2 protein-coding genes are annotated in these 4,506 nt (G+C 65.8%); both read left to right on the top strand.

What is annotated here, in order from left to right:
- A partial coding sequence (locus tag VGV06_02705) for a DNA gyrase subunit B (GenBank protein ID HEV2054065.1) occupies window positions 1–2,158 on the top strand: 2,158 nt, incomplete at its 5' end.
- A gap of 15 nt (window positions 2,159–2,173) precedes the next feature.
- Window positions 2,174–4,506 (top strand): DNA gyrase subunit A (gyrA, locus tag VGV06_02710; protein ID HEV2054066.1); only part of this gene is annotated, 2,333 nt, incomplete at its 3' end.

Genomic DNA, 4,506 nt, shown 5'->3' on the forward strand with positions numbered 1-4,506 from the left:
CGGGCGCGGTATCCCGGTGGACACGCACAAGGAAACGGGCAAATCGGCGGCCGAGGTGGTCCTCACGGTGCTCCACGCCGGCGGCAAGTTCGAGCACTCCGCGTACAAGGTGTCGGGCGGCCTGCACGGCGTCGGCATCTCGGTGGTCAATGCGCTCTCCGAGTGGCTGGAGCTCGAGGTCCGGCGGGGCGGCAAGGTCTGGACGCAGCGGTACGAGTATGGCGCGCCCCAGGGCGACCTCGCGCCGGGCGAGAAGACCTCGAAGCACGGCACCCTCATTCGCTTCAAGCCCGACTCGAAGATCTTCGAGGAGACTTCGTTCTCCTTCGACACGCTGTCGAATCGCCTGCGCGAGATGGCCTTTCTCAACAAGGGCCTCAAGATCGTCATCGAGGACGAGCGGGACGAGCGCACGCACACGTTCCTCTACAAGGGCGGCATCATCGAGTTCATCAAGCACCTGAACCAGAACAAGACGCCCGTCCACCCCAAGGTGCTCTTCTTCGAAGGCAAGAAGGACAACATCGAGGTGGAGGTGGCGCTGCAGTACAACGACGGCTACCAGGAGAACGTCTTCTCCTTCGCCAACAATATCAATACGCGCGAGGGCGGGACACACCTGACGGGCTTCCGCGCCGCGCTCACGGGCCAGATATCGACCTACGCCCAGGCGCAGGGCTACCTCAAGACCTTCAAAGGAGCGGTCACGGGCGATGACGTGCGCGAGGGCCTGACGGCCGTTGTCTCGGTACGCATCCCGGATCCCCAGTTCGAGGGGCAGACGAAGGCCAAGCTCGGGAACTCGGAAGTCAAAGGCCTGGTGCAGCAGATCGTCAACGACCGGCTGGCCGAGGCCTTCGAGGAAGACCCGACGACGGCGCGGAAGATCGCCGACAAGTGCGTGCGCGCGGCGCAGGCGCGTGAGGCGGCCCGCAAGGCGAGGGAGCTCACGCGCAAGGGCGGGCGCGACGACGAGGGGCTGGCGGCCAAGCTCGCCGACTGCTCCGAGCGGGATCCGCAGTTCCGCGAGATCTTCCTCGTGGAGGGCGACTCGGCCGGCGGCTCGGCCAAGCAGGGGCGCGACCGGAAGACCCAGGCCGTGCTGCCGCTGCGGGGCAAGATCATCAATGCGGAGAAGGCGCGCTACGACAAGGTCCTCTCGCACCAGGAAATCCGGCTCCTGATCTCGGCGTTGGGGACGGGAATCGGGCCCGAAGAATTCGACATCTCCAAACTCCGCTACCACAAGGTCATCCTGATGACCGACGCCGACGTGGACGGCGCGCACATCAGGACGCTTCTGCTGACCTTCTTCTTCCGTCACATGGTGGCGATCCTCGAGGCGGGCCGGCTCTTCATCGCCCAGCCGCCGCTCTTCAAGGTTAAGAAGGGCAAGGCCGAGCGGTACCTGATGAGCGAGCGCGAGATGGAGGAGTTCCTTCTCTCCCAGTGGGTTGAGAAGGCGACCGTGAAGATCCCTGGCAAGACCCAGCCGCTCAAGGAGGAGGCGCTACTCGAGGCCCTCAAGCGCGCGCTCGAGTTCCGGAGGCTCTTCGCCAAGTTCGCGCGCCGCGGCGTGCCCCCGGCCATCCTCGACGGGCTGCTGAGGAAGAAGTTTAAGGGCACCAAGCGCGGCGTGGGCGACACCGAGATCGGCGCGGCGGTCGTCGAGGTCGCGGGCGAGATCGAAGGGTGGAGCGCGCGGCTTGCGGGCGGGGATAATGGCGACGCCGCGGTCATCCAGGTCGCCGGGCCGCATCCGGTCGCGTTCAGCCCGGATCTGCTGAAGTCGCCGGACTACGGACAGCTCTTCGACTGCCACGGCGAGATTGCGGCCCTCCACAAGGGGCCGTGTACCGTGGTGGACGACGGCGGCAAGGAAGTCACCACGCGCACGCTGGAAGAGCTCATCGGGACGATCATGGGTTTCGCCAAGGAAGGGGTCTCGCTCCAGCGCTACAAGGGGCTCGGCGAGATGAACCCCGAGCAGCTTTGGGAGACGACCATGAACCCTGAGACGCGCACCCTTCTCAAGGTGACCATGGATGACGCCGTCGGCGCCGACGAGATCTTCACCATCCTCATGGGCGACGCCGTCGAGCCGCGGCGCGAGTTCATCGAGAAGAACGCCCTCGACGTGGTTAACCTCGACATCTAGCCTCCAAGAACTCGCATGAGCCCAGAGCGCCTGACCCCGGTCCCGATCGAAGAGGAGATGCGGAGGTCGTACCTCGACTACGCCATGTCCGTCATCGTCGGCCGGGCGCTGCCCGACATCCGCGACGGCCTCAAGCCGGTGCACCGGCGCGTGCTCTATACCATGAGCGTGCTCGGGGTGGCCTGGAACCGGCCCTACAAGAAATCGGCGCGCATCGTCGGCGATTGCATGGGCAAGTACCACCCGCACGGCGACTCGGCCATCTACGAGACGCTCGTGCGGATGGTGCAGGAGTTTTCGCTTCGGTATCCGCTGGTGGACGGGCAGGGCAACTTCGGCTCCATCGACGGCGACCCGGCGGCGGCGATGCGCTACACCGAGGCGCGGCTGGCCAAGATCGCCCACGAGATGCTCGCGGATATCGACAAGGACACCGTCAACTTCGTTCCCAACTACGACGAGAACGAGCAGGAGCCCGTCGTCCTCCCGACCCGGATCCCGAACCTGCTCGTTAACGGATCCTCGGGAATCGCCGTCGGCATGGCGACCAATATCCCGCCGCACAATCTGACGGAGATCGTGGACGGGCTCGTCATGCTGATCGAGAACCCCGACGTCACGGTCGACGACCTGATGAAGGTCATCCCGGGGCCGGATTTCCCGACGCGCGGCTTCATCTACGGCCGGGCCGGGATCCGCGAGGCCTACACCACCGGGCGCGGCATCATCACGCTTCGGGCCAAGGCGCACGTCGAGAAGCTGCGCGGCGGCCGCGAGGCCATCATCGTCACCGAGCTGCCCTACCAGGTGAACAAGGCTACGCTGATGGAGAAGATCGGCGAGCTCATCCGCGACAAGAAGATCGAGGGCGTTTCCGAGCGCCGCGACGAGTCGAGCCGCGAGGGGATCCGCGTCGTGCTGGAGCTGGGGCGCGGGGACATGCCGCAGATCGTCATCAACCAGCTCTACAAGCACACGCAGATGCAGACGACCTTCGGCATCATCATGCTGGCGCTGGTCGGCCGGCGGCCGCAGGTCGTCACACTCAAGCAGATGCTGACCGAGTTCATCTCCTTTCGCCGCGAAGTTGTCACGCGGCGGACGAAGTACGATCTCGCGCGTGCGGAAGAGAAGGCGCACATCCTCGAAGGCCTTCGCAAGGCCATCGATCAGCTGGACCTCGTCATCCGGCTGATCCGACAGGCGGAGCATCCGGAGGCGGCGAAGGACGCCCTGATTCGGCGCCTCGACCTGTCCGAGATCCAGGCGAAGCACATCCTCGAGATGCGCCTGCAGCGGCTGACCCAGCTCGAGCGCCACAAGATCGTGGAGGAGCACGAGCAGACGCTGGCGCTCATCGCCGACCTCAAGGGCATCCTGGCCTCCGAGGAACGGTTGATGGGCATCATCAAGGACGAGCTCGCGGCGCTCAAGAACGACTTCGGCGACGAGCGGCGCACGGAGATCCTCGAAGAGACGGCGGACCTGACGATCGAGGATTTGCTGGCCGACGAGGAGATGGTCGTCACGATCACGCGCTCCGGCTACATCAAGCGGACGCACGTGGAGGCGTACCGCAGCCAGAAGCGGGGCGGCAAGGGCGTCACCGGCATGGAGACCAAGGAGGAGGACATCGTCGAGGATCTGTTCGTCGCCTCGACGCACGCGTACCTCCTCTTCTTCACGAACAAGGGCAAGGTCCACTGGCTCAAGGTCCACGAGATCCCCGAGGGCGGCCGCCAGGCCAAGGGTAAGGCCATGGTCAACGTGCTCTCGCTTGCCGAGGGGGAGATGGTCGCGACCTGCGTCCCCGTGCGCGACTTCGCGTCGGGCGGCTACGTCTTCTTGTCCACCAAGCGCGGAACCGTCAAGAAGACCGAGCTCGTCGCCTTCTCGCATCCGCGGGCGGGCGGCATCCTCGCCATCGACCTCGACGAGGGCGACGAGGTCATGGCCGCGCGGCGTACCGACGGCCGGCGCGAGGTCCTGCTCTCGACCAAGGCCGGCACGATCATCCGCTTCCCCGAGGAGGACGTCCGGCCGATGGGGCGGACAGCAGGCGGAGTGCGCGGGATCGACGTCGAGGAGGGCGATCAGGTCATCGCCGCCGAGGTCGTGCAGGAAGGCGCCACCGTGCTCACGATCACCGAGCGCGGCTACGGCAAGCGCACGCCGCTCGACGAGTACAGGCTGCAGGGCCGCGCCGGCAAAGGCATCATCGACATCAAGACCGAGGGGCGCAACGGCTCCGTGGTGGGGATGCTGCAGATCCGCGAGGGCGACGACATCCTGGTCATCACCACCAACGGCAAGATGATCCGCGTCCACGGCGACGACATCACGAGCCA

The organism is Candidatus Methylomirabilota bacterium (genome assembly GCA_035936835.1).
Lineage (GTDB): Bacteria > Methylomirabilota > Methylomirabilia > Rokubacteriales > CSP1-6 > AR37.